Origin of the sequence: Stappia sp. WLB 29 (assembly GCF_023507705.1) — a bacterium.
GTDB lineage: Bacteria > Pseudomonadota > Alphaproteobacteria > Rhizobiales > Stappiaceae > Stappia.
Genome location: NZ_JALBGD010000005.1, coordinates 162,130 through 183,760, shown reverse-complemented (window position 1 = coordinate 183,760; position 21,631 = coordinate 162,130). Strand labels below are relative to the sequence as shown.

25 protein-coding genes are annotated in these 21,631 nt (G+C 65.5%); 16 read left to right on the top strand and 9 right to left on the bottom strand.

Annotated features, from left to right (window positions below):
* Positions 1–49 precede the first annotated feature (49 nt).
* Together MNI96_RS11960 and MNI96_RS11955 are read right to left on the bottom strand one after the other, a co-directional pair.
* Positions 50–1,258 carry a DUF3095 family protein gene (locus tag MNI96_RS11960; RefSeq protein WP_249693388.1) on the bottom strand — a complete coding sequence of 403 codons (1,209 nt, stop codon included), beginning with the start codon at positions 1,256–1,258 and terminating at the stop codon, positions 50–52.
* 137 nt (positions 1,259–1,395) lie between these two features.
* A complete protein-coding gene (locus MNI96_RS11955) occupies positions 1,396–1,854 on the bottom strand; it encodes a MarR family winged helix-turn-helix transcriptional regulator (protein WP_249693386.1) in 459 nt (152 codons plus the stop codon).
* A gap of 318 nt (positions 1,855–2,172) precedes the next feature.
* Here MNI96_RS11955 and MNI96_RS11950 point away from each other — a divergent pair, with 318 nt between their 5' ends.
* Both MNI96_RS11950 and MNI96_RS11945 read left to right on the top strand, forming a co-directional pair.
* Positions 2,173–3,033, top strand: a complete 861-nt coding sequence (locus MNI96_RS11950; protein WP_249693674.1) for an alpha/beta fold hydrolase — start codon at positions 2,173–2,175, stop codon at positions 3,031–3,033.
* Between the two features lie 298 nt (positions 3,034–3,331).
* The gene (locus tag MNI96_RS11945; protein WP_249693384.1) at positions 3,332–3,592 is read left to right on the top strand and encodes a DUF1344 domain-containing protein; all 261 of its coding nucleotides are present in this window, start codon (positions 3,332–3,334) and stop codon (positions 3,590–3,592) included.
* A 13-nt stretch (positions 3,593–3,605) separates the two neighbouring features.
* On the opposite strand, the gene MNI96_RS11940 is transcribed toward MNI96_RS11945, so the two are convergent.
* Together MNI96_RS11940 and fabI are read right to left on the bottom strand one after the other, a co-directional pair.
* Positions 3,606–4,232: a histidine phosphatase family protein gene (locus MNI96_RS11940; protein ID WP_249693383.1), complete on the bottom strand. Its 627-nt coding sequence runs from the start codon at positions 4,230–4,232 to the stop codon at positions 3,606–3,608.
* A 95-nt stretch (positions 4,233–4,327) separates the two neighbouring features.
* Positions 4,328–5,146, bottom strand: a complete 819-nt coding sequence (fabI, locus tag MNI96_RS11935) for an enoyl-ACP reductase FabI (RefSeq protein WP_158195178.1) — start codon at positions 5,144–5,146, stop codon at positions 4,328–4,330.
* Positions 5,147–5,369: 223 nt separating this feature from the next.
* Between fabI and MNI96_RS11930 the strand changes: the two genes are divergently transcribed.
* On the top strand, positions 5,370–6,794 hold the full coding sequence (locus tag MNI96_RS11930) for an FAD-binding oxidoreductase (RefSeq protein WP_249693381.1): 1,425 nt from the start codon (positions 5,370–5,372) through the stop codon (positions 6,792–6,794).
* 5 nt (positions 6,795–6,799) lie between these two features.
* On the opposite strand, the gene MNI96_RS11925 is transcribed toward MNI96_RS11930, so the two are convergent.
* On the bottom strand, positions 6,800–7,567 hold the full coding sequence (locus tag MNI96_RS11925; RefSeq protein WP_249693378.1) for an SOS response-associated peptidase: 768 nt from the start codon (positions 7,565–7,567) through the stop codon (positions 6,800–6,802).
* Between the two features lie 128 nt (positions 7,568–7,695).
* Between MNI96_RS11925 and MNI96_RS11920 the strand changes: the two genes are divergently transcribed.
* From MNI96_RS11920 to MNI96_RS11905, 4 genes are all read left to right on the top strand, one after another.
* Entirely contained in the window at positions 7,696–8,202 is a 507-nt protein-coding gene (locus MNI96_RS11920; protein ID WP_249693377.1) for a hypothetical protein, read from the top strand.
* Between the two features lie 69 nt (positions 8,203–8,271).
* Positions 8,272–8,697, top strand: a complete 426-nt coding sequence (locus tag MNI96_RS11915) for an NUDIX hydrolase (protein ID WP_249693375.1) — start codon at positions 8,272–8,274, stop codon at positions 8,695–8,697.
* Positions 8,698–8,764: 67 nt separating this feature from the next.
* Positions 8,765–9,193 carry a TIGR02301 family protein gene (locus MNI96_RS11910; protein ID WP_249693374.1) on the top strand — a complete coding sequence of 143 codons (429 nt, stop codon included), beginning with the start codon at positions 8,765–8,767 and terminating at the stop codon, positions 9,191–9,193.
* A gap of 142 nt (positions 9,194–9,335) precedes the next feature.
* Positions 9,336–9,608, top strand: coding sequence for a hypothetical protein (locus MNI96_RS11905; RefSeq protein WP_120268737.1), 273 nt, complete (start codon positions 9,336–9,338; stop codon positions 9,606–9,608).
* Between the two features lie 28 nt (positions 9,609–9,636).
* Here the strand turns inward: MNI96_RS11905 and MNI96_RS11900 are convergent, their stop codons facing one another.
* On the bottom strand, positions 9,637–10,221 hold the full coding sequence (locus MNI96_RS11900; RefSeq protein ID WP_249693372.1) for a LysE family translocator: 585 nt from the start codon (positions 10,219–10,221) through the stop codon (positions 9,637–9,639).
* A 245-nt stretch (positions 10,222–10,466) separates the two neighbouring features.
* On the opposite strand from MNI96_RS11900, the gene MNI96_RS11895 reads away from it, so the two are divergent.
* On the top strand, positions 10,467–11,153 hold the full coding sequence (locus MNI96_RS11895; RefSeq protein ID WP_249693370.1) for a hypothetical protein: 687 nt from the start codon (positions 10,467–10,469) through the stop codon (positions 11,151–11,153).
* 84 nt (positions 11,154–11,237) lie between these two features.
* Here MNI96_RS11895 and MNI96_RS11890 read toward each other — a convergent pair whose 3' ends face one another.
* A complete protein-coding gene (locus tag MNI96_RS11890; protein ID WP_249693368.1) occupies positions 11,238–12,500 on the bottom strand; it encodes a L,D-transpeptidase family protein in 1,263 nt (420 codons plus the stop codon).
* A gap of 341 nt (positions 12,501–12,841) precedes the next feature.
* Here MNI96_RS11890 and MNI96_RS11885 point away from each other — a divergent pair, with 341 nt between their 5' ends.
* On the top strand, positions 12,842–13,600 hold the full coding sequence (locus MNI96_RS11885; RefSeq protein ID WP_249693366.1) for a hypothetical protein: 759 nt from the start codon (positions 12,842–12,844) through the stop codon (positions 13,598–13,600).
* Positions 13,601–13,663: 63 nt separating this feature from the next.
* Here MNI96_RS11885 and MNI96_RS11880 read toward each other — a convergent pair whose 3' ends face one another.
* Positions 13,664–14,488, bottom strand: coding sequence for a class II glutamine amidotransferase (locus MNI96_RS11880; protein WP_249693364.1), 825 nt, complete (start codon positions 14,486–14,488; stop codon positions 13,664–13,666).
* 299 nt (positions 14,489–14,787) lie between these two features.
* Between MNI96_RS11880 and ygfZ the strand changes: the two genes are divergently transcribed.
* From ygfZ to MNI96_RS11860, 4 genes are all read left to right on the top strand, one after another.
* Positions 14,788–15,708, top strand: a complete 921-nt coding sequence (gene ygfZ, locus MNI96_RS11875) for a CAF17-like 4Fe-4S cluster assembly/insertion protein YgfZ (protein WP_249693363.1) — start codon at positions 14,788–14,790, stop codon at positions 15,706–15,708.
* Positions 15,709–15,754: 46 nt separating this feature from the next.
* Positions 15,755–16,366, top strand: coding sequence for an HD domain-containing protein (locus MNI96_RS11870; RefSeq protein ID WP_249693362.1), 612 nt, complete (start codon positions 15,755–15,757; stop codon positions 16,364–16,366).
* Positions 16,367–16,457: 91 nt separating this feature from the next.
* A complete protein-coding gene (locus tag MNI96_RS11865; RefSeq protein WP_249693361.1) occupies positions 16,458–16,997 on the top strand; it encodes a tyrosine phosphatase family protein in 540 nt (179 codons plus the stop codon).
* The gene (locus tag MNI96_RS11860) at positions 16,994–17,959 is read left to right on the top strand and encodes an NUDIX hydrolase (protein ID WP_249693360.1); all 966 of its coding nucleotides are present in this window, start codon (positions 16,994–16,996) and stop codon (positions 17,957–17,959) included. The genes MNI96_RS11865 and MNI96_RS11860 overlap by 4 nt, the downstream gene beginning before the upstream one ends.
* Positions 17,960–18,123: 164 nt before the next feature.
* Here MNI96_RS11860 and MNI96_RS11855 read toward each other — a convergent pair whose 3' ends face one another.
* A complete protein-coding gene (locus MNI96_RS11855) occupies positions 18,124–18,570 on the bottom strand; it encodes a MarR family winged helix-turn-helix transcriptional regulator (RefSeq protein ID WP_249693359.1) in 447 nt (148 codons plus the stop codon).
* 157 nt (positions 18,571–18,727) lie between these two features.
* Here MNI96_RS11855 and MNI96_RS11850 point away from each other — a divergent pair, with 157 nt between their 5' ends.
* The 3 genes from MNI96_RS11850 to MNI96_RS11840 all read left to right on the top strand — a co-directional run bounded on the left by MNI96_RS11850 (position 18,728) and on the right by MNI96_RS11840 (position 21,472).
* The gene (locus MNI96_RS11850; protein WP_249693358.1) at positions 18,728–19,219 is read left to right on the top strand and encodes a PaaI family thioesterase; all 492 of its coding nucleotides are present in this window, start codon (positions 18,728–18,730) and stop codon (positions 19,217–19,219) included.
* 46 nt (positions 19,220–19,265) lie between these two features.
* Entirely contained in the window at positions 19,266–19,967 is a 702-nt protein-coding gene (locus MNI96_RS11845) for an RluA family pseudouridine synthase (protein WP_249693357.1), read from the top strand.
* A gap of 221 nt (positions 19,968–20,188) precedes the next feature.
* Positions 20,189–21,472 (top strand): cell wall hydrolase, encoded by a 1,284-nt coding sequence (locus MNI96_RS11840; RefSeq protein WP_249693355.1) that lies wholly within the window; start codon positions 20,189–20,191, stop codon positions 21,470–21,472.
* Positions 21,473–21,631 lie beyond the last annotated feature (159 nt).

The following is a 21,631-nucleotide window of genomic DNA, read 5'->3' as shown; positions in this document are numbered from 1 at the left end:
CTAAAGCGCCGCGCCGCCGAGGGAAACCGCAAAAGCAAATCGGCGCGGATCAGGCAGGTGCACCTCGCGCCATTCCGTCGGCAAGTCTCTGCTTCAAGTCCTGGGCCGCGCGCGCATAACCGCCATCCGCACCGTCTATGAAATGGATATGACGGTTGTCCTCCAGGCTGAAGACAAGGCAGGTCATCAGCGCTTCGTCGGAGACGTGCAGACCGTAGGAGAGGCGCCCGCCAACCTCCTCGCGGACCAGATACGCCGTTAGCGCCGCCAACTCGCGCGGGTCGAGATCCAGTACCAGGCGTAGCGTGTCGTCGAACTTGCGGAAGTCGGTATTGAGTGCGACCTGGTGCAGATAGCGCTCGGGCTCGAAAGGTCCGACCCGGCGCCCTGTGGCAACCCCGAAGACGAAGGCAGCGCAGGCCGCCAGCCCAGCCAGGTAAGTCCGCCAGCGACCTTTCTTCCAGCCGACCATCCGTGCTTCCAGTTTCAGCCCGGCCGGCGGAAAGCGGAATCGCAGCGAACTGCGCCGCACCGGCGCGCTGGCAGGATCCGACCCTGTCAGGTCGATGCCGAGCATTCCGCGAAGATCCTCCAGGATTCCGCTCAACTCCTCCACCCGGCCGCTGGCGGGCCTCAGGAGCAGTGTCGCCATGCGACCGCGGCGCGCCGGCAACGGCTCCCAGCGGCAGGACAGGCCATCCAGAGGCGCAGCTTCCACCACATCCGGCTCGGCCAGTTGGTAAGGTTCCACGCGGTCCTCGTCCTTGAGGATCGCCTCCGCCAGTTCGATGCCGCCGCCGGAAAACATCGCGAGGTTGTTGCCCCGGCTGAGTTCGAACTTCGCGACCCGCAAATCCGCACCCGCCTTGCGCAAGGCCGCAACCGGGATGGCGGCGACGCGAAGCCGAAGGCCGCTGGTCTCGCGCGCCATCACGCGAACGGACACAAGTGCACTGCTGGCAGCGTCCACCAGGCCGGGCGGCACTGCGACCAGCGCCCCGTCGCCACCGAATACGAACGGAAGGTCAGCACGCCCTGCAACATTCAGTACGGCGGCAACCACTGCCGCCGCCACCATGTTGACGTCCTTATAGCGACCTGCTGCGATCGCATCGCGCGAGCGCACGATATCGGATGCCAGCAGTGTCCAGTCTTCGGGCAAGGGAACAAAGGCCGCTGCATCGCTGACCTTGGCGAAATCGCTGAACACCGGCAGGAACTGGTAGAAGAGCTCGCTTTCCGCACTCACATCCGTCATGGCATCACCGTTCCGCCCCGAACGCAGTGTCCGCCAGCCGCGCGAGGCGTGCAAGGCGGCGTGTCTACCGCGCAGGCGATAGCGCGGGCAGACCTGAAACTTCCAGGAAAAAACCAAGGCCGGCAGGCAGACGCCCGTCAGGCTTCGAGCAAGCGCGATCGCAGCCCGTTGAGCTGTCGCGAGAGATCCTTCAACTCGTCGGGATCCAGATCGACGGCCGCGGCGATGCACTCCGGCACCGAGCGGGCGACCTGCTCCAGTTCGCGGCCCTTTGCCGTCAACTGGACCCGCACGACGCGCTCATCCTCCGCATCTCGCGAGCGACGAATGAAGCCGAGCACCTCCAGCCGCTTGAGGAGTGGTGTCAGAGTGTTCGACTCAAGGTCCATGTGCCGGCCGATATCCTTCACCATCCGGTTGTCGGCCTGCCACAGCAGCATCATGACCAGGTATTGCGGATAGGTCAGGCCCAGGTCGGCGAGCGCCTTGCGATACAGGTGATTGAACGCATGCGACGCCGCATAGACGGAAAAGCACAGCATCTCCTCCGGCAGGCCGCAGGTCGCATCGTCGTCAGTCGTCTTGTCGGGCGCCATATCCGCTCTCCTTGTGCATGTTACCCATATAAGTCGCGCACGATCATATCGCAACCTCCCATCATTAATAAAAATCGTGCACGATTTAATCGATAGCGATTGACATTCTCTTCGGACATCGGTTACACAACAAACCGTCAACGATTAAATCGCCTGCGATCAAAATGGATGGACCCCATGACGAACTCGAGCTCACGCTTCCAGCTTACGCGTCGCAACGCTCTGATCGGCGGCGGCGCGCTCGGCATCGGCCTCACCCTTCTTCCCAACCTGGGTTTGACCCTGGCGGCACAGGCCGCAGAACACGGAGACATGACCATGACCACCTTCACCACCAGCGACGGCGCCGAGATCTTCTACAAGGACTGGGGATCGGGCCAGCCGATCCTCTTCTCCCATGGCTGGCCGCTGTCGGGCGATGCCTGGGACGCGCAGATGCTCTTTTTCGGCATGAACGGCTACCGGGTCATCGCCCATGACCGGCGCGGCCATGGCCGCTCCTCCCAGCCCTGGGACGGGAATAACATGGACCGCTATGCCGACGACCTGGCCGAGTTGATCGAGCATCTCGACCTCAAGGACNTGGCCGAGTTGATCGAGCATCTCGACCTCAAGGACGCGATCCTGATCGGCCATTCCACCGGCGGCGGCGAGGTCGCCCACTATGTCGGTCGCCACGGCAACGACAGGGTCGCCAGGCTGGTCCTGGTCGGCGCCATTCCGCCGCTGATGCTGCAGACCGCAGACAATCCCGACGGCGTCCCGATGCAGGTGTTCGACGATATCCGCCGCGGGACTTCGCTTGACCGCTCGCAGTTCTACAAGGACATCACTACGCCCTTCTACGGCTTCAACCGCGAGGGCGTCGCGAACAACCAGGGCCTGCGCGACAGCTTCTGGCTGCAGGGCATGGCCGGCGGCATCAAGGGGCAGTACGACTGCATCCGCGAGTTCTCGGAAATCGACTACACGGACGACCTGAGGGCAATCGACAGGCCGACCCTGATCATCCACGGCGACGACGATCAGCTCGTCCCGATCAAGGCAACGGCCTACCGCGCGGCGAAGATCGTGCGTGACTCGACGCTGAAGGTCTATCCGGGCGGAGGCCACGGCCTTGCTCAGCTTCAGGCGGAACAGTTCAACGCGGACGTTCTGGACTTCATCCGCGGGGCCTGACCCCCTCGCCCAGCGATCAGGCACAGGGCCGCCGGTTGGCGGCCCTGACCCTTTTCAGGCAAGGAACCACATGCCGCCATCGAAAGGCCACGCTTGACCCTTACCACCCGCTCCGTTCGCCGGTCGCATCCAGGTCCGGGCGCAGCCGTCGGCCCCATGGCAGACCGTGCCTCGGCGCCCAAACCCCCGATGAACCAGCAACTTCCATCCGCGCTTCTGCTGACCGCCACTTGACGCCGGAGCCCGGGTTTTGTTCGATCCTGCTCCGAGCCAAACGGGCGGCTCCACGGAGAACACGATGAAACGCATGCTGCAGATGACCCTTGCCGCCATCATGCTGTCGCTGGCTGGAAACGCAGCCGCGCTGGCAGGCGAGGTTGAGGCGACGATCGTCGAGATCCGCCCGGATGCTTCGGTGATGATCCTGTCCGACGGCCAGACCTACGCGATTCCGGTCGACTTCTTCGTCGATGACCTGAAGCCGGGCATGCGTGTGCTGGTGTTCTATGACGAGTCCACCAGCAATCGCATGCTGACCGACGTCCAGGTCCTGGACTGATCGCCTCAGGCGGTCAGACCCACGCCAGTTCCCCATCTTTCCAGACGAGGAAGCGATCCTGCGGCGTGTCGAGTGTCGGAATCTCCGGCTGCGGCACCGACAGGAGGCGCCCCTGCAGCACGCGCATCACGCCGCCATGGGACACCACGACGGCAGGGCGCGTGACCGTCGCCAGCCAGGCATCGATGCGGCTCGCCAGCATGCGATAGCTCTCGCCTTCCGGGGGCACGAAGCCCCACTTGTCGGCCTTTCTGGCGGCGGTCAGGTCAGGAGCGCGCTCCGCCAGTTCCGGAATGGTATAGCCTTCCCAGGCGCCGAAGGTGATTTCCCGCAGCCGCTCGTCGCGCTGGCAAAGATCCGCCGACAGGCCGAGTTCCCCGCAGACCAGTTCCATCGTCTCGACGGCCCGCGACAGGGGGGAGACGAAATAGGAGAGATCCTCGAGGGCGATGCCGTTTTCCTTCAGGTAATCCCGAAGGGCGGCACCGTTGCGCCTGGCCTGGCCGCGGCCCGTATCGTTGAGCGGGATGTCCCGCTGGCCCTGCATGCGGCCTTCGGCGTTCCAGTCCGTCTGCCCGTGGCGGATGAAGACCAGGAAGGGGGGAAAGAAGCGGGACGCGCCCGCACCGGCATTGCTCATCGTACCTCCGAAGTCGCGATGCGACGGCGAACGGCCGCCCGCCCCCCTGGCAGGCCCCGCCGCATTGCGGCACTCTTGCGATTGTTCGGAAAAGGTCAGTCCTTGACCACCGAGATGTCGGGAGCGTCCACCGACTTCATGCCGACAACGTGGTAGCCGCAATCGACGTGCTGGATTTCTCCGGTCACGCCGCGGCCGAGATCGGAAAGCAGGAACAGGGCGGCATCGCCGACTTCCTCGATCGTAACGGTACGGCGCAGCGGCGAGTTGTACTCGTTCCACTTGAGAATGTAGCGGAAGTCGCCGATGCCCGAGGCGGCAAGCGTCTTGATCGGGCCGGCGGAGATGGCGTTCACGCGGATGGCGGCCTTGCCCAGGTCGACCGCGAGGTAACGCACGCTCGCCTCGAGCGCTGCTTTGGCAACGCCCATGACGTTGTAATGCGGCATGACCTTCTCGGCACCGTAATAGGTGAGGGTCAGCATGGAGCCGCCTTCCGTCATCAGCTTCTCGGCGCGCTGTGCGACGGAGGTGAAGGAGTAGCAGGAGATCTGCATCGTGTTGCGGAAGTTGTCTGCGGACGTGTCGACATAGCGGCCGGTCAGCTCATCCTTGTCGGAGAAAGCCACCGCGTGGACGAGAAAGTCGATCTTTCCCCACATCTCTTCGATGCGGGCGAAGACGGCATCGATGGTGGACTCGTCCAGCACGTCGCAGTGGCCGACGACCTGCGCACCGAGTTCGCCGGCCAGCGGCTCTACCCGCTTGCGCAGCGCATCACCCTGATAGGTAAGGGCAATTTCGGCTCCCGCATCGGCGAGCGCCTTGGCGATCCCCCAAGCGATGGACCGATTGTTCGCGACACCCATGATAAGGCCGCGCTTCCCAGCCATCAGTCCCTGCGTCATCGCCATGCTCAAGTCTCCAGCAAGTCCATACACGCGTCGGTCGCCACACGGGCCGAACGCCAACCGCCCCGCACCGCAACCGGCAGTCCGGGACGGTTCCTATGGCACAGCCCCCCCACCGCATCAAGCCACTGGCAACCGCCTGTCCCGCGTCGACTGCACCGCAAAATGTGATATGCGTGACCGCCGGAATTTCCGCATTTCCCGTTTCCACCACGCCGGTCCAGCCATGCTCGAATCAAGCCTCCTCTCCCCGCTCGTCGATATCGTCGGACCGCGCAACGCGCTGACCGATCCTGCCGACATGGCACCCTACCTGCGCGAGTGGCGTGACCTGTATCAGGGCCAGACCCTTCTCGTGCTGCGCCCCGGCAGCCGCGAGGAAGTGTCCGCGATCCTCGCCCATGCCGACCGGACAGGCCTCAAGATCGTGCCGCAGGGCGGCAATACGGGACTGGTCGGCGGGCAAATTCCCAATGATTCCGCTAGGGAAATCGTGCTTAGCCTGAGCCGGCTCAATCGCATCCGCGAGGTCGACGCGCAGGGTTACACGATGACCGTGGAGGCCGGCTGCACGCTGCAGGCGATCCATGATGCGGCCGACGAGGTGGAGCGTCTGTTTCCCCTGACGCTCGGCTCGCAGGGGTCCTGCCAGATCGGCGGCAACATCGCCACCAATGCCGGCGGCACCGCCGTGCTCGCCTATGGCAACACCCGCGATCTCGTTCTCGGACTGGAGGTCGTGCTGCCTGACGGCCGCGTCGTGGAGGGCCTGAGGGGCCTGCGCAAGGACAATACCGGTTACGATCTGAAACAATTATTTATCGGTTCGGAGGGCACGCTCGGCATCATCACGGCGGCCGTCCTGAAGCTTTATCCACGGCCGCGGGCACAGGACGTCGCCTTCGTCGGACTGGCGTCGCCGGGAGATGCGCTGGAGCTGTTCACCCGCGCACGTGCACGCGCCGGCGCCATGTTGACCGGGTTCGAGCTGATGCCTCGCGTCGGCCTGGAATTTTCCGTCCGCCATCTCGCCGGTGCCCGCGATCCGCTGCAGGTGCCCTCTCCCTGGTATATCCTGATGGAGCTCTCCTCCGGCACGGAAGGCGAGGAGGGCGAGAACCCGACACGCAACCTGATGGAGACCATTCTCGGCGAGGCCTATGAAGCCGGGCTGGTCGAAGATGCCGCACTTGCCGAATCAGTCGCTCAGGCCGCGGCCTTCTGGCACCTGCGGCACGGCATGTCCGAGGTGCAGCGCGAAGAAGGCGGCTCGATCAAGCACGACGTGTCGGTGCCGGTCGCCAGCGTTCCCGCCTTCCTGGCCGAGGCGATCGCGGCCGTCGAGGCCATGGTGCCGGAGTGCCGGCCCGTCCCCTTCGGCCACATGGGCGATGGCAACATCCACTTCAACGTCAGCCAGCCCGTGGGCGCCGACAAGGCGGCCTTTCTCGCTCGCTGGGACGAGATGAACGCACTCGTCCACGGCATCGTGCTGAAATACGGCGGGTCGATTTCGGCCGAGCATGGCATCGGCCGGCTGAAGCGGGATCTTCTCGGCGAGGTCAAGAGCCCGGTCGAGATGGACCTGATGCGCCGGATCAAGGCCGCCTTCGACCCCAACAACACGCTCAATCCCGGTCGCGTCCTCTAGGGTCTTCAGAAGAGATCGAGTTGGCCGGCATCGCGTCCGACCGGCTTGCTCTGCGGCGTTGCGGCCGAACCCGCCTCGGGCGGCGCGTCTTGCAGCGCCGCCGGCTCGGTGAGCGTCTCGTCGTCGTCGCGCGCGGAGTTGACCCGCTGGGATACCGGAACGGCTTCGAAGAAGTCCTCCGGGGCAGGCCGCAGCAGGGCGACCGCCTCCTTCACCGACGTGCCGCCGACGTCGAGCCAGATGTCGAAATCCTCCGGGGCGATGACCGCGGGCATGCGGTGGTGGATCGGCGCGAGCGCTGCGTTGGCCGGAACGGTGAGCAGTGCTCCCGTCTCGATCTCGCCGCCGTCGGGGTCGCACCATTCCTCCCAAAGGCCCGCGAGGGCCACCATCTGGCCGTCGCGCGGCCGGATGTACCAGGGCTGCTTCGACCCGTCGGACGGGCGATGCCACTCATAATAGCCGCTGGCAGGAACCAGGCAGCGGCGATGGCGGATTGCTCCCCTGAAGGACGGCTTCTCGGCGACCGTCTCGGCCCTTGCGTTGATCAGCAGGGAGAAGGCGGAAGGGTCTTTCACCCATGCCGGCACCAGCCCCCAGCGGACCAGCGCGAAGCGCCGCGCCCCATGGGCATGGCGGATGGTCGCGATGGGCTGGGTCGGCGCAATGTTGAAGCGCGGCGGCATGCCTTCGGCACCTGGAGCGGCACCCAGATACCCGAAGACATTTCGCAGCTCCTCCGCGGAGGCTTTCAGGGCGAAACGGCCGCACATGAAATCCAATCCTTCCTGGCCAGCAGCCCGCCGGCGGGCTGCTGGCTTGTTATCGTATTCGCGTAATTAGGCAAATTGAAACCCGAAGCAGTTAAAACGGCGGGGACTGGATCGTCAAAGGACGTCAAATGACCCTCGCGGTACCGACATTGGGAGAAGGGCATCTTTCGGCTGACAGGCTGGCTGCGGCGAATATCAATCCCCGCACCGGCCTTGCGACCGACTACCTCAACCATTTCAACGAGGTGGTCATGCTGCTCGAGATGCTCCCCGACATGCCGGATTGCGTGGAAGACGTCATGCAATGGCAGCCGCTCAGCTACGAACAGCATTTCGAGGCATCGAACTTCGCCGAGAAGCACCTTGCGGTCGAGGCCTTTCGCGCAGCTCCTGCGGCCGTGCGCAAGGCCTTGAAGGATGTGGTGGCGACGCTCGACACCGCCGTTTGCGAGAAGCAGGGGCGCCTGCGCGAGAGCAACGACATCGCGGCCATCGCACCGATCATCGCCATGCAGACGGTGGAGGAGGTCAAGCCGCTGATCGCCACCGCCAGCGCGATCATCCATGGCCATCTGGACCCGGCGAGCGGCACCGAGACCGACTCGCAAGCCTCCATCGACGCGCTGTTCGCCTAGGGCCTGCCCCTGGTCCATTCCGCGGCTTATCCGCCTTGCCGGTTTGACGCGCCGTGGCATGCTTCGGCAATGAGCGATTCGAACCATCCCCGCCTCGGCGTCAGCGTTTTCCTTCGGCACGAAGACAAAGTCCTGCTGGTGAAACGCGGCAAGGACCCCTTCGCCGGATACTGGAGCCTGCCCGGCGGGTCGGTGGAATTCGGGGAAAGGCTGCGCGAGGGAGCAGCGCGCGAACTCTTCGAGGAGACCGGTCTGTCGGCTCAGTTCGAGCCGGCCCCTGCGGAGCTCGTCGAGTTGGTGCCCGAGGACCACGCGCCGGGGCGGCATTTCGTGATAGCGGTGTTCCGGGCGAGCCATCCGCAAGGCACGCTTCAGCCGGGCGACGACGCAGCCGATGCGGCCTTTTTCGAGCCCGACGCCTTCGCCGATCTCACCATGACGCCTGGCACGGCGGCGCGCCTCCTGCGCCTGATCGGCGATGCCTCAGCGTCATGACTGCGGAGCGCCGAGGCAAGCTCGCCTCCCCTTGCGGAAAGGCACCAGACGGCGCATCTTGCCGGCCATGAAACGCCCGATCCGCCTGCTCTCCCCTCAGATGCACCTGCTCCCGCTCGTCGCGCTGCTCGCTTTCGCCTTGCTCGCCGCACAAGTCGCGCCGAGCGCTGCACAGGTGCCCGTAAGGGTGGAGGATCCGCCCTACGAGGCCGAGTTGATGCGGCTGTCGGAGATTCTCGGCGCACTCCACTACCTCCGCCCGCTCTGCGGATCGCCGGACGGCACCGTCTGGCGCGATGAGATGGAGTCCCTGCTGAATGCGGAAGTTCAGGACGATGAGCGCCGACGTCGCTTCATCGAACGCTTCAACCAGGGTTATCGCGGCTTCTCCTCGGTCTACGTCAAATGCACGCCGGCAGCAGAGGCGGCACTTGTCCGCTATATCGAGGAAGGCGGCGCGCTGATCCGCAATGTCACCACCCGCTACAACCGTTGAAATCCTGAAGCGGCGTTAACCATATTCTTCGGAATTTAGCGAAGGTTTTAAGCTTTTCTTTACGGTCCTGCCACGACTCACGCACAGTGAGGGCTGCACGACGCCTCGACCGGACGCGTCGACAGGAAATCAGGCAGCCCTTATGCACGACAGCGAAAACACCGAAACCGAGTTCGATGAAGGCCCGGTCACAGATCAGGACATCCGGCGAATGGCGCTCGGCTACATCGATCATGCGTTTGCGGAAGCCGTCGCCGATGGTCTCGATTCTGCGGCTGTCGCCCATGCGGCACTGTTCACCGCCTTTGTCGACCTCGTGACTACCTATGGCGAGGAGGCTGTCGCGCAGCTTGCCGAGGGACTGCCGGAGCGGGTCCGCCGGGGTGACTACACGCTGTTCAAGCCCATGCATTGACGATTCTGAGGGCCCGCAAGAGGCGCCCTCACAAAAGGTAGAGATGGGCGAAGATCGCCAGGCCGAAGGCGCAGAGCGCCCCGCCGGCGACGCGATTGATCCACAACAGCCAGGTGTCGTTCATCCTTTCGCGCAAGTGCGAAACGAGCGACGCCAGCAGGATCCACCAGCCCAGCGCGCCTGTCAGCACGCCGAGCACCAGCGTGGCGGCGCCGATATAGTTGCCCGGATCCGGCGCCCATTCGCCGAGGCTGCCGAAGATCGCCAGGAATCCGAGCACCACGCCCGGATTGGTGACGGTCATCGCGAACCCGCCGACCAGGCCGGACATCAGCCCCTGCGGCGCCTCGTCGCCGGCCTCGAAATGCGGCCGTGTCATCAGGGTGCGAAGACCGAAGAGGATCACCAGCGCGCCGCCGACCGTTTGGATGATCCTGCTGTGCAGTTCGACGAAATCGGAGACCACGGTCACGCCGAAGGCCGCAAAGGTCGCATAGAGCCCGTCCGCGAGCATGGCGCCGAAGCCCGCACACAGGCCCGGCAAAAGCCCCGAGCGGAACGCGCGCTGAATGACCGCGATATTGACGGGACCGACGGGCGCACTGGTGGCCATACCAATGCCCAGCCCGATGAAGAAGAAGAACGGTTCCTGCAAAAGCTCCCGACCCCCTGCCAGCGGACAGCCCCGCAGCCTGCTCCCGCTCATCCCTAACCAACCGCACCGGCAAGCTCAACCGTTCCGGCCGAACCGGCCGGGGACAGAGTGCAATCCTTGATCGGCAAGGCGTGATTTCCCCCGCTCCCTGCTTGGTATAGGGTCTGCCGACGAGAGCCCGCCCCGACAAAAGGATGATCGACATGCACGCTGGTCCGGCCCTTGCCGCCCTTCTGCTCACCGTTGCGCTCAACACGTCTGCAAGTGCGGAAGCGGCAACCGTGCGGACGGAACGGATCCAGGTGACGCCGACCGAAGCACCGGCGGACACGACCCGGATCCCGTCCGACGCTCTGGAGGCTCCTGCCGCCGCACCGGAACCGGGCACCGCCGCCTCGGGCGCCTATGGCGTGCAGCCTCTCCACCTTCCGGACGTGAAATACGGCGATGCCGAGCTGCCCAAGGCGGTGGCCCGCACGCGCGCCCAACTGCTGGAGGCGGCGCATGCCGGGGATCTCGACCACTTGCGCATGGTGCTGGAGGGCAACGAGATGATGCCTACCCTCACCTTCGGCGAGATGGACGACCCGATCGAGTTCATCAAGACCAGCTCCGGCGATGGGGAAGGCTTGGAGGTGATGGCGATCCTGACCGAGTTGCTGGAGACCGGCTACGTGCATGTCGACCAGGGCACGGCGCAGGAAATGTATATCTGGCCGTATTTCTCGCGTATTCCCCTTGCCCGGTTGACCAAGGAGCAGAAGGTGGAGATGTACCGCGTCGTCACGTCCGGTGATCTGGCCGAGATGGAGGCAACCGGCGCCTGGACCTTCTATCGCGTCGGCATCGGCCCGGACGGAACGCTGCATTATTTCGTCGCCGGCGATTGAGCGCCGGACAGGGCGACACGCAATGAAAAAGCGGCGGAGGCTCCCCCTCCGCCGCTTTTTCGTTTGTGCGAAGCGCCTTGAGGCTTACTGGCGCGTCATCACCACGAAGTCGGTCCCCAGCCCCGAATGCAGGCGGAACGGTCGGTCGGTGACCATCAGCGACGACCCGAGAGCGAGATTTTCCTCCACGAAGGCACGTGCCTCCGGCGTCCATTCGATCCGGTCGAGAACCGCCTCAGGCGTGCGGTTCTCTGCCTCGTCCGCCACCACCGCCATCCAGCGCGGCTCGGCGCCGGGGGCAAGGCCGGCAATGGCAGTGAACAGATGCGTGCCAAGCGGCTGGTCCGGTTCCTTCAGCACGACGTTGGCTGAATAGACTTCCCTGAAGTTCCGCCGCACATAAAGCCGGCCGGTCGCCGGACCCGCTTCTCCGGCTTCGGCGTAGAGCGCACGCAGCACAAGGTCGGTCGGCTCGCCGGTGATCGGCAGCTCGGCCCCTTCCTGGAACAGGCGGATCGCCGCGCGGGTCTTTCGCCCCATCACCCCGTCGACTGGACCGGGGTCGTAGCCAAGCTGGTCGAGAACACGCTGCATGTCGCGCAGCCGCTCCTGCGCGGAGGTCGGCGTCACCAGCATGCGCAAAGGCTGCGAAGGCAGTTGCAGGGCAGGCTCGGCGGGACCGATGGAGCCGACGGTGCCCGCATCGCCGTCCGTTACGGCACCGGGCAGGCCCGGTCGCAACTCGCCCGCGAGGCTCGCGACCTCCGTCTCCGGAAGGCGCAAGGCCGGCAGCGCCGCATGGGTGACGGAGCGAGGTTCGGCCCGCTTGCGCGTCACGATCACATGAGCGCCGCGATCGGTCATCGAGAAGAGCTGCTGCGCGAAGGCACGCGGCATGCGAATGCAGCCGTGCGAAGCCGGATAGTTCGGCACGACACCTTCGTGCAGGGCGATGCCCGACCAGGTCAGGCGCTGCATGTAGGGCATCGGCGCATTGTTGTAGAGGTTCGAGAAGTGGCGCCGCCGCTTCTCCAGGATGCTGAAGACGCCGGTCGGCGTGCCATACCCGCGCTTGCCCGACGAGATGCGCGTGGTCTCGATCAGCTTCGTGCCGCGATAGACGTCGAGCTTCTGGTCGTCGAGCGACACCAGGATCTGCAAGGGCATGTCCGGATCGTCTGCCTCGGCCGCTAGGCTCGCGCCTGCGATCGGGGTCATCGGCGCCGGATCGCGAGCGGCCGCTTCATCGCCGCCCATCGCCAGCGTGCCCGCCGCGATCAGCAGTGCGGCAAGGGCGGACGGAAACCGGCCGGCGCCGGGGAATGTCTCGCGGGAAATCTCGATCATTCGAACAACCTTCGCAGTCTCACGGATGCGGCTTGAGCGAAATCTAGCGCAAAGCCGTAAACCCCTCGTTATTTGCCGCAGATCTTGCCCTGGAAGCCGCTCAACTTGCCGTGATTGTCGTCACATGCCGGCGCTTGGTGCGCCTGTGTGCCCGATTCGCGATTGTCCACATGAAATCGCCACCTAGGAGCGAAATAACCTTGCCCTTGTGCGGCGTTTCCTAATTGCGACTCAGATCACGATTCGGAATCGTTTAACCAAGACGGCCATCTCCGGCCGGACACCCAAAAGACAAGACGAGAGATCGTGCCGCCCCACGCGGGACGGCAAAGGAGATTGCCGTGTTCAAGAGCCAGAATAGCCAGAACCGCACCACTGCACCGCGCTTCACCGACATCAACGATATCTGCATGTCGGACTGTCCGGTGGAGGTGGATGCGCTGCCGGCGGTCAACAAGCTGCTCCACCACCATGCGTGCTTCCGTAACATGAGCGAAACCTTCGAGGCGGGGCTCTTCGATATCGTCGAGATGAATTTCGTCGAGTGCAATCCCGCCCAGGAGCGAGCCCTGCGGGAGCTGGTACAGCTGCTGTCGCGCCGGATCCTGGACATTTTCGAAGCCTCGCTGCTGATGAAGCAGTTGGCACTCGAGGACGGCACGGCGACGCTTACCAGCGGCCAGATCGCCGCCTTCATCGAAACCGCCCGCGAAGAGGCACAGATCCAGTGCCTCGACATCAACGAGTTGCGCCCCGCCTCCGAGGAATTCGCCTATGCGGCCGTGCTGAAGACCGTGTTCGACGAATTGCGCGCCTATCTGGGCCTGCCGACGCTCGATCTCGAATTCCTGATCGGCGACATTAAGGCGTGTCTGGACCTCGTCGTCCAGCGGCACGTCTGGCGGCGCATCCGCATCGAGACGGAGACGCATCGCCGGGTCGGCGAGCAGGTCGAATCGCTGATGGCTCTGGCGAGCGATGCCGGCCACAACCGCATCCCGCGCCTTTTCACCATTCGCCCGATCCCGGCGAGCGCCCGCATCGCCTCGATCACCGCAGCCTTCGGCAAGGGCCGCGGCCCGCTGCCAAGCCCCGCCTGATCTCGACTTTCCCGCCAGGCCCGTCGCGACCCGAACGCCCCGCCCGAAAGGTGCGGAGCGTTTTTACGAGGATAGCGACCGCAGCGGAGCCACGACCGCCATCGACGTGGGAGCGGCTGCGATGGCGTGCACGTCGAGCCTGTCCGGCGCCAACTCGTAGAGCAGATCCTGCTCGACGGTGCGCCAGCGCGCGCAAGGTCCCTCCAGCGGCTCGGACGCGAAGGCGCGCCCGCCATGGTCGAGGCAATCGGATAGATAGAGCGTAGGCGCCTGACGGTCGTCGGCAAAGCGGAACGCGAAGATCCGCGCACCGTCACTGAATGCGCAAGTCAGGCGGATCGGCTGGCCGGCCGTCCCGCGCCGCTCGGCAATGCCGAGCAATTGGACCAGCGTCTTCTGCAGCGCGGCGGGCGCATCATGGTCCAGCCCATTGGACAGCATCATCAGGAAGAACAGTTCGGAATCGGTCGTGCCGCGGCGCAGCGCGTAATAGTCGTCGCCGATCAGCGCCTCCATGTCCCGCCGCAGATGCCCGAAATTGCCGATGCCGCCGTTATGCATGAACGCCCAGCGGCCATGGGTGAACGGGTGGCAGTTCTCGCGCGACGAGGCGCCGGTGGTGGCGGCTCGGACATGCGCCAGGAAGAGGCGAGAGCGCACCAGCCGGCAAATGCTCGGCAGGTTGGTGTCGGCCCAGGCCGGCAGCACGTCCTTGAACAGGCCGGGCTCGGGCAGATGGCCGTACCAGGCGATGCCGAAGCCGTCGCCGTTGACGCGCAGCTTCGCCTCCTGGGCGTCCTGGCTCTGCACCAGCAGCGAGTGGCGCGGCCGGGCGATGATGTTTTCCAGCGGAATTTCGGTACCGATATAGGCAGCCAGGCGGCACATGGCAGCAAACCCCAGAAACTGCCGGAAATGCCGGCAACAGGGCCCGAGAGCGGGAAATGGGTGACAACGGACCCGAAACGGATCGTAATGCGAAGAGGGTAACAAACCGTGTCGAATTTTCGGCAGGACACCCGGCGTCTCGCGCTTTTGCGCAGCTTTCCCGTAACCCCACTGGCGAGCCCGCTCCCCTTGTTGGGCGCCGCGTTCCGGCCTATGTCGCGAGAAACGGATTGCAGCCGGCCTGAGTCGGCTTGCACCATCGGCATTCACCGCGAGAAACACCGAGGAGCGGCGACGCGATGAGTGAAGACACACCCAACCAGCCGGCGCCGACGGATGAGGGCGACAGTGCCCTCGTCTCCCTCCCCTCGCGCGCGGTTCTTCGCGTCGCCGGGGCGGATGCGCATAGCTTCCTGCAAAACCTTCTGACCTGCGACATGGACGATGTCGACGCGGAAGGGGCCGGTTACGGGGCCCTGCTGACACCACAGGGCAAGATCCTGTTCGACTTTCTGGTGCTGGCGGACGAGGCAGGCTACCTGCTCGACACGGCGCAGGAGACGGCGAGCGACTTCGCCCGCCGGCTCGGCTTCTACAAGCTGCGCTCCAAGGTCGAAATCGCCGATGTCAGCGAGACGCACAAGGTCGCGGCAGCCTTCGGGCCGAAACCGAAGGCGGAGGGCTGCCTCGTCGTCGCCGACCCGCGCCTTGCCGGATTCGGCTGGCGCGTGATCGGCCCGCCCGCCGTCATCGACGCCCTGGCTGCCGGCGGGACCGAACCGCAGTACCATGCGCGCCGCGTCGCAGCCGGCGTACCGGAAGCGCCTTTCGACTTCGCGCTCGGTGATGCGTTCCCGCACGATGCGGACATGGACGACCTCAACGGCGTTGCCTTCGACAAGGGTTGCTTCATCGGCCAGGAGGTGGTGAGCCGGATGCGCCATCGCGGCACCGCGCGCCGCCGCATCATCAAGGTGACCGGCATGGGCAACCTTCCAGCCCCGGGAACGGAGATCCTTGCAGGCGAAAAAACTGCCGGAACGCTCGGCACCGTCGACGGCACTGCGGGCCTTGCGCTCGTCCGGCTCGACAGGATCGCCCAGGCCCGGGTCCGCGGCGAGCCGGTGACCGCCGGCGGAGTGCAGCTGGAGCCGGCCTTGCCGGACTTCGCCCGCTTCACCTGGCCGGAGACCGCCGCCAATCCGGAAACGGCCGAATGACGGCGGCGCGTCCGTGAGCCGCGCGGCCGGAAAGAAGGCGGAGCCGATGCGGGCTTGGCAGCGCATGCTGTCCGGCCGCAGGCTCGACCTGCTCGACCCCTCCCCGCTCGACGTCGAGATCGAGGACATCGCCCACGGTCTTGCGCGCGTGGCGCGCTGGAACGGCCAGACCATCGGCGACAACGCCTTTTCCGTCGCCGAGCATTCGCTGCTGGTGGAACGGCTTGCGCTGCAGATGGAGCCGGGCCTGTCGCCCGACAGCTGCCTGACGATCCTGCTGCACGATGCTCCCGAATACGTCATCGGCGACATGATCTCGCCGTTCAAGGCGGTAATGGGCGGTAGCTACAAGGAGATCGAGGCGCGGTTGCAGGCGGCAATTCACATGCGCTTCGCCCTACCGGCAACCACGCCGGCCATCCTGCGCAGGCTGACCAAGAAGGCGGATCATGTCGCCGCCTATTTCGAGGCGGTGGAACTCGCCGGCTTCAGCGACGAGGAAGCATGCCGCCTGTTCGGCGAGCCGACCGGTTTCCCGAAGCGGCGCGGCCAGCCCCCACGCCTCGGGCTGGAAGCCCTGCCGGTGGCAACGGCTCAGCAACTGTTTCTCGACCGGTTTTCCGAACTCGACCGGATGCGCGCCGCGTCAAGCCGGTGACAGGCGCGGGCACAGGCCCTAAATAATTCAGGTGGACGCCGTGGCACCCGATGCGGCGTCGGCCGCACGTCATGACAACACAGGGGACGCCATGATCACCGTCTGTTCGCTCGCCCGTTTGCACGAGACAGTGGAGCGGACCGGCGCGCGCAGGATGATCACCTTGATCAACGCCGGCACGCGGGTCGACCGACCGACGAGCATCGCTGCCGGCGACCACCTTTTCCTCGCCTTCAACGACATCACCGCGCCGGCCGAAGGGCTGACGCCTCCCGCCGAAGCGCATGTGCGCGAGTTGCTCGACTTCGTCGGCGACTGGGACCGCGCAACGCCGCTGGTGATCCATTGCTTCGCAGGAATCAGCCGCTCCACAGCCGCGGCCTTCATCGCGACCTGTGCGCTGGCTCCCAAGGCGAACGAGATGACCCTCGCCGGCGCATTGCGCCGGGCTTCGCCGTCGGCAACGCCCAATGCCCGGCTGGTGGCGCTTGCCGATACGCTGCTGGAGCGCAACGGGCGGATGGTCGATGCGGTCCGCTCCATCGGCCGCGGCGCGGATGCCTTCGAGGGAACGCCCTTCACCCTGTCGGTCGCACCGCGCGACCCGCGAGCAGGTCCGGAGCGCGCATGATCGAGATCGGTCTCAACGCCGTCATCGTTTCCGTCGCCGCACCGCAGCCGCAGGTTCTCACCATCGCGGCCCCTCCCGACACCAGCGTTCCCTCGCTGCCCTTCGGCCCGTTCGATCCGACCCGCCACCGGACGTTCGAGATCGGCCTGCGCGAATGGGTGGAAGAACAGACCGCCCTGAAGCTCGGCTATGTCGAGCAGCTCTACACGTTCGGCGACCGCGGGCGCCATCACATCCATTCCGATGCCGGACCGCATGTGGTGTCGGTCGGATACCTTGCGCTCGCCCGCCAGACGCCGAAGTCGGACGAGACGCTGACCCAGCAGAACGCGCAGTGGCGCTCCTGGTACTCGTTCTTTCCCTGGGAAGACTGGCGCGACGGCATGCCGCCGATGGTGGAGCGCGAAATCCTTCCCGCGCTCCAGCGCTGGGTCGATGCGCCCGTGCCCGAGCACAGCCCACCGCGCGGCAACACGCGCGAGGACCGCGTCCATCAGGCGTTCGCCATCACCGACGGCATGTGGAACGAGGAGCGCGTCCTCGACCGCTACGAAATGCTCTACGAGGCAGGACTGCTGGCGGAGGCCCAGCGCGACGGGCGGCCGGCGGCCCAGGAGCGAGACGACCTGCCACCGCTCGGCACGCCGATGCTGCACGACCATCGCAGGATCCTGGCGACCGCCATCTCGAGGCTGCGCACAAAGCTGAAATACCGGCCGCTGATCTTCGAGCTGATGCCGCATGCCTTCACGCTGACCGACCTTCAGCGCTGTGTCGAGGCGATCTCCGGCCGTCACATCCACAAGCAGAACTTTCGCCGTCTGGTGGAAAAGGGTGACCTCGTCGAGCCGACCGGCGAGACCTCCACCCAGACCGGCGGACGCCCGGCGGCGCTCTTCCGCTTCCGCCACGAGGTGCTGAAGGAACGCCCGGCCCTCGGGCTTCGGGTCGGCGGGCGCTAGTCACCCGAATCTGAGGTTCGTCACATTTGGCAGCAAGCTCTGTACGAACTTCAGATTCAAAAGGGTGACTAGCAAGTTTATGTTTCTAGTGTGGTTTTCGAATTAGAAATACGCTCAGACGATTGCCGCAAAATGAGGCGTATTTCAAATTCACCACACTAGGCCTATACCGCTTTCCGGACATAGGTGCTGGTCGCCGCCTCGGCCTCTTCGAGCAGGTCCCAGAGTTGGGCCACCTTGTCCGGTCCCATGGCCCGGCGCATCGCCCCTTCCGCCCGGCGCCAGCCGGCAACCGCCACCTCGAACTCCGCCCTTCCGGCCGCTGTGACCGAGAACCGTCGTTCGCGGCGGTCGGTTCCGGGCGCGCCAGCCACCAGGCCCGACGCATCCAGCCGCTCCAATGCACGGGTCAGGGTGCTGCGGTCCGCCCCCACGACCTCGGTCAGCTCGGACGCGGTCATCGCCTCGGCTTCCGCAAGCGCCGCGAGTACCGCAAATTGCTGCGGTGTCAGGCCGCTGCCGCTGTCGGCGATAGCCCGCTCATAGAGCCGTGTGACGACACGGCCGGCCCGGTGGATGCGATGACAGGAGCAGAGAAGGTTGGACGCCATGCGCCACGGTACCACATCGCCCATATGCGTGCATAGGCACGCAATTCTCCCTCTCCTGCACACGTCTCAAGCCTTATATGTCGGTCTTGCAGCTCTTGCACCTGTTCCCGGCTCGTGATTATGTGCATATGCACGTTTAGCAAAAAGAGGCTGGCAGATGAACATCGGAACGCGAACCTTCGGCCTTGCCGACCCTGCCGAAGCCGTAAAGTTGGCGGGCATCGGCCAGTTGGAGGCGATGATCGCCGGCCGCTTTCCGGCCCCGCCGATCTGCCGAACCCTGAATTTCATCCTGACCGAAGCCAAAGTTGACGGGTTCGCCCGCTTCGAGGGCGAGCCCTCCTTCGATCACTACAATCCGCTCGGCACCGTCCATGGCGGTTGGATCGCAGCCATCCTCGACTCGGCTCTCGGCTGCGCAGTTCACGCGACCCTTGGTATCGGCGAAGGCTACACGACCGTCGAGTTCAAGGTGAACAACGTGCGCCCGGCCTTCGACACCAGCGGCGTGCTCACGTGCGAGGGGCGCGTCCTGCATCGGGGCCGGCGCATGGCGACATCCGAAGCTCGGCTTGTCGACAAGACAGGCAAACTGATCGCCCATGGCGTCGAGACCTGCATGATCTTCCCCGCCGGCGAGGCCCGCTGACAGCAAGCGGCTTGCACTGTCGGCGCGCGGCGCTATTGATCCGCGGATGTCGAGCCAGCACCAGCCCCAGATCCGGCCCAAGCTCCGGCCCCTGCCCGAGCGCATCTACGCCCCCGAGCGCGAGCCGTTCCTCGTGGTGCTGCATTGCGACGACGACATTCTCGTCGTCGACAAGCCGAGCGGGCTCCTGACCGTCCCGGGCAAGGATCCGGCGCTTGCGGACTGCGTGGCGGCGCGGGCGCTTTCGCTGCATCCGCAATCGCGTATCGTCCATCGCCTCGACATGGACACGTCCGGCGTGCTCGTCCTTGCGATGAACCCGGCGGCGCATCGCCACCTCGGCCTGCAGTTCGAGCGTCGCCACGTCGCCAAGACCTATCTGGCCCGTGTTGCCGGCCAACCTGCCGAGGACGGCGGCACGGTGGACCTGCCGCTGCGCTGCGACTGGCCGAACCGCCCCCGGCAGATGGTCGATCACGAAGAGGGACGGAGCGCTCGCACCAACTGGCGCGTCCTCGAGCGCGAGCGGCATGCGACACGGGTGCAGCTCGAGCCGGTCACCGGGCGCTCCCATCAGCTGCGCGTGCATATGTGCGCCATCGGCCACCCGATCCTCGGCGATCCGCTCTACGGCACCCTTGAGTCGCAGCAGGCGGCATCCCGGCTGCAACTGCATGCGGAGAGCCTGACGCTGCACCATCCTTGCGGCGGCGAACGCATGACTTTCTCAGCTCCCTGCCCGTTCTAGAAAGTCCTTTCCGGCAAACAATTTCCGCCGACCCGGCTACACTGTCGTTAACCAAGAACAGTGCCCCTCCCCTTCGCCTTTCGAAAGATTTCCGCGGCGTTTCGACCGCATTAACTCTCTCTCAAGGTTAAACAGCGACGATCAATTCAATCGACCTCGCCGCAAGCCCGCATGGCCCGGCGCCCCAGACACGCTAGCCGCATGGACCGGAGTTGCCGCGTATGACTGGCACGGTGCAGACCTTCGACCCCCGCCAAGCCCCGCGGTGGCTTCGCACACGCAGCACCGGCACGCCCGGCCGATATCGGCGCAAGCCGGCTACAAAGCGCACGAAGTGGCGGCTGGCGGCCCTGGCGCCGGCGATCTATCTCGTCTGGTCGGGCGGCATCGGGCAGCAGGACATCACGGCCCTCATCGAGGCGAGCCGCGGCAGCGCGCCGCGCTGGATGTCGGCCATCGAAGCCGCGCCGCATTCGAGCAGCATCACGCCGAGCCTGGTGCTCGCCGATGCCTCGCAGGGGCGGCAGCAGGATGCGCCGGACTACGCGATCACCAATGCCGCTCCGGGAACCGATGCCGCCGTCATTCGCGGCCTGGAGAACTTCGCCAAGGAAAGCGCGCCCAAGACCCCGCCGGCGCAGACGCCTGTCAATCGCGCGGCCAAGGGCGACCGCTACGTGTCGCTCGCGCCGGACCGCCTGATGACCGGCGTGGCTTCCGGCACGGTCTACACCATGAGCAGCATGCTCGGGAGCAAGACCCCTTCGGACATGCCGCGCGTCGCCTTCGTGCGTCCCAACCACCCGGTGGGCCTGTCCGGCACCGCACTGGCGGATGCCGGCGGGAAGACCGGGACCAAGGGCGAGGCGCTCGACCTCGTCCGGCTCGCGATGGCCCGAAACGTTGCCGCCACCAGCGTCTCCTATGCCAGCGCCTATGCACCCCAGGGCATGGACAATGTCCGGGCACCGTTCGAGGCGCTGCTCGGCGGCTCCGGCCTGCCCCAGGCGGCCGAGGACGAGGCCTCGCTCGAGACCAATGCCAAGAGCGATCCGTTCTGGTGGGCGAACCGCGCCCTGCCGGCCAGCGTCATCACCTCCAAGGAGCAGCGCTGCCTGGCCGAGGCCATCTATTTCGAGGCGCGCGGCGAGCCGCTCGAAGGTCAGGTCGCCGTCGCCCAGGTGGTGCTGAACCGGGTGCGGAATCCCGCCTATCCGGAGACGATCTGCAAGGTGGTCTACCAGAACCGGCACCTGCGCAACCGCTGCCAGTTCTCCTTTGCCTGCGATGGCATCCGCGACAATATCGGCGAAAAACCGCAATGGGAACTGGCGCAGAAAGTGGCGCGCGAGACCGTTTCGGGCGAGCGCTACCTGGACAAGGTCGGCGCCTCCACCCACTACCACGCGACCTATGTGAGCCCGCGCTGGGCGCGCTACATGAAGCGGCTGGACCGGATCGGCCAGCACATCTTCTACCGCACCAAGGGCGGCGGCTGGAGCTGAGGCAAGCCGCCCGTCAGATTCCGTTGTCCCCGATATCCATATCCGCAAGGCCGCCACTGGTTCCGCTGGCGGCCTTGCCTTTAACATTTGTCCCTTAAGCCCTCCCGCGAGGCCAGTTGCGGCCGATTGACGACAATTCGTTTCAACTGCTGCATTTCC

Bases quoted from the DNA above. Each gene is read 5' to 3' on its own strand.
- MNI96_RS11960 (WP_249693388.1), bottom strand. From the start codon at position 1,258: ATGACGGATGTGAGTGCGGAAAGCGAGCTCTTCTACCAGTTCCTGCCG.
- MNI96_RS11955 (WP_249693386.1), bottom strand. From the start codon at position 1,854: ATGGCGCCCGACAAGACGACTGACGACGATGCGACCTGCGGCCTGCCG.
- MNI96_RS11945 (WP_249693384.1), top strand. From the start codon at position 3,332: ATGAAACGCATGCTGCAGATGACCCTTGCCGCCATCATGCTGTCGCTG.
- MNI96_RS11940 (WP_249693383.1), bottom strand. From the start codon at position 4,232: ATGAGCAATGCCGGTGCGGGCGCGTCCCGCTTCTTTCCCCCCTTCCTG.
- fabI (WP_158195178.1), bottom strand. From the start codon at position 5,146: ATGGCGATGACGCAGGGACTGATGGCTGGGAAGCGCGGCCTTATCATG.
- MNI96_RS11930 (WP_249693381.1), top strand. From the start codon at position 5,370: ATGCTCGAATCAAGCCTCCTCTCCCCGCTCGTCGATATCGTCGGACCG.
- MNI96_RS11925 (WP_249693378.1), bottom strand. From the start codon at position 7,567: ATGTGCGGCCGTTTCGCCCTGAAAGCCTCCGCGGAGGAGCTGCGAAAT.
- MNI96_RS11920 (WP_249693377.1), top strand. From the start codon at position 7,696: ATGACCCTCGCGGTACCGACATTGGGAGAAGGGCATCTTTCGGCTGAC.
- MNI96_RS11915 (WP_249693375.1), top strand. From the start codon at position 8,272: ATGAGCGATTCGAACCATCCCCGCCTCGGCGTCAGCGTTTTCCTTCGG.
- MNI96_RS11910 (WP_249693374.1), top strand. From the start codon at position 8,765: ATGAAACGCCCGATCCGCCTGCTCTCCCCTCAGATGCACCTGCTCCCG.
- MNI96_RS11905 (WP_120268737.1), top strand. From the start codon at position 9,336: ATGCACGACAGCGAAAACACCGAAACCGAGTTCGATGAAGGCCCGGTC.
- MNI96_RS11900 (WP_249693372.1), bottom strand. From the start codon at position 10,221: ATGGCCACCAGTGCGCCCGTCGGTCCCGTCAATATCGCGGTCATTCAG.
- MNI96_RS11895 (WP_249693370.1), top strand. From the start codon at position 10,467: ATGCACGCTGGTCCGGCCCTTGCCGCCCTTCTGCTCACCGTTGCGCTC.
- MNI96_RS11890 (WP_249693368.1), bottom strand. From the start codon at position 12,500: ATGATCGAGATTTCCCGCGAGACATTCCCCGGCGCCGGCCGGTTTCCG.
- MNI96_RS11880 (WP_249693364.1), bottom strand. From the start codon at position 14,488: ATGTGCCGCCTGGCTGCCTATATCGGTACCGAAATTCCGCTGGAAAAC.
- ygfZ (WP_249693363.1), top strand. From the start codon at position 14,788: ATGAGTGAAGACACACCCAACCAGCCGGCGCCGACGGATGAGGGCGAC.
- MNI96_RS11870 (WP_249693362.1), top strand. From the start codon at position 15,755: ATGCGGGCTTGGCAGCGCATGCTGTCCGGCCGCAGGCTCGACCTGCTC.
- MNI96_RS11865 (WP_249693361.1), top strand. From the start codon at position 16,458: ATGATCACCGTCTGTTCGCTCGCCCGTTTGCACGAGACAGTGGAGCGG.
- MNI96_RS11860 (WP_249693360.1), top strand. From the start codon at position 16,994: ATGATCGAGATCGGTCTCAACGCCGTCATCGTTTCCGTCGCCGCACCG.
- MNI96_RS11855 (WP_249693359.1), bottom strand. From the start codon at position 18,570: ATGGCGTCCAACCTTCTCTGCTCCTGTCATCGCATCCACCGGGCCGGC.
- MNI96_RS11850 (WP_249693358.1), top strand. From the start codon at position 18,728: ATGAACATCGGAACGCGAACCTTCGGCCTTGCCGACCCTGCCGAAGCC.
- MNI96_RS11845 (WP_249693357.1), top strand. From the start codon at position 19,266: ATGTCGAGCCAGCACCAGCCCCAGATCCGGCCCAAGCTCCGGCCCCTG.
- MNI96_RS11840 (WP_249693355.1), top strand. From the start codon at position 20,189: ATGACTGGCACGGTGCAGACCTTCGACCCCCGCCAAGCCCCGCGGTGG.